Annotated in this window: 2 rRNA genes; both read left to right on the top strand. The window is 35.5% G+C overall.

The features are described 5' to 3' along the window. A 23S ribosomal RNA gene (locus ACYQ73_RS28070) occupies positions 1 to 122 on the top strand; the annotation flags it as partial. A 64-nt stretch (positions 123 to 186) separates the two neighbouring features. After that, a 5S ribosomal RNA gene (rrf, locus tag ACYQ73_RS28065) occupies positions 187 to 302 on the top strand. The last annotated feature ends 1,121 nt before the right edge of the window (positions 303 to 1,423 follow it).

Here is a 1,423-nt window from a genome sequence, read left to right as displayed (position 1 = left end):
ATGAGATTTCCCATTACGCAAGTAAGTAAGATCCCTCAAAGACGATGAGGTAGATAGGTTCGAGGTGGAAGTGTGGTGACACATGGAGCTGACGAATACTAATCGATCGAGGACTTAACCAAAAAAAAGTTTGAAACATTCAATGCACCGTTTATCCAGTTTTGAAAGAATAATTCTTTCAATATGTCTAGTGATGATGGCAAAGAGGTCACACCCGTTCCCATACCGAACACGGAAGTTAAGCTCTTTAGCGCTGATGGTAGTTGGGGGCTTCCCCCTGTGAGAGTAGGACGTCGCTAGGCACCTGAAAAAGTCGAGGATTTATTCCTCGGCTTTTTTTTTCTGTGAAAATAAATAATTTCTTGACCTTTGAATATCCTTAAAATAGATCTGTACAATTTACGGCGTTTATGTACCGGGCGCTTTGATTATAAAACGTGAAAAGAGAGATGTATCATATATTCGATGCATCTCTTTTTTCTATATGTGACTGCCATGCGTATGAACTATGGGGGACAAGTCCCGAACTGCGAGGATGGAAGTAGTGATAAGACTAATAGCAAGGGTGTGTCCGTGATGTCGAGGAGTCTTCGACAAAGCACCGCTCAATGTCTGCAATGAAGGAATATCTTGAAATTTGATGTGCATTTTAGACCAACATGTGTACCTGAACACAGCTATTGTTATGACAGCTTCAATGAGAAATATCCAACGCTAAAGTTCGCAAGAACAAAGGAATGTGCAACCTATCCAATTTGTGATAATTCCCTATGTCAAAAGGTTAAAATTAAATGTGACACAGATTAGCCTGTGGTTCTGGAAACACATTATAAGGAATGTACCGAACGTGTGAATGTCCATTTCTAAAAATAACAATCATAAACTCAAGCAATATAATTTTTAAAAACGTAAGTATCCTTTATAGGAGCAGCCTAAGCTCTTGGAAAATATGTTTTATGAAATTGATTCAAAAGAGATTATGATAAAATTACATTTTAGATAACAAGAATATTAAATTAACTTCAGATTTGCGAGTCTAATATGAAATTGTTTTCTCGATCATAATATAGGAAGTTTCTGGATAAAAATATTTTTTTAAAAAAGTATTGACCTTCTTAGATTAAGAGTGTAATATTATAAAAGTCGCTAAGACATCTACTAAAAAACAATTAAGTTAAATAAATTAGTTGTTGACATTGATATTGCGACATGATATTATATAAGAGTTGCTACTGAGAAAACAGCAACGAAATGAACCTTGAAAACTGAACAAGCAAAACGTAATCAATAAAGTTCTTAGTAGCTAACCTCGAGTTAGTGAACGAAACAAAATTTTGGACATCAAACATGATGCCAGCAAAACAATTTGAGCTAATCAAATTTCTTTTTATGGAGAGTTTGATCCTGGCTCAGGACGAACGCT

This window comes from Lysinibacillus sp. CTST325 (assembly GCF_054665055.1).
This window is presented reverse-complemented; position numbering and strand designations above follow the sequence as displayed.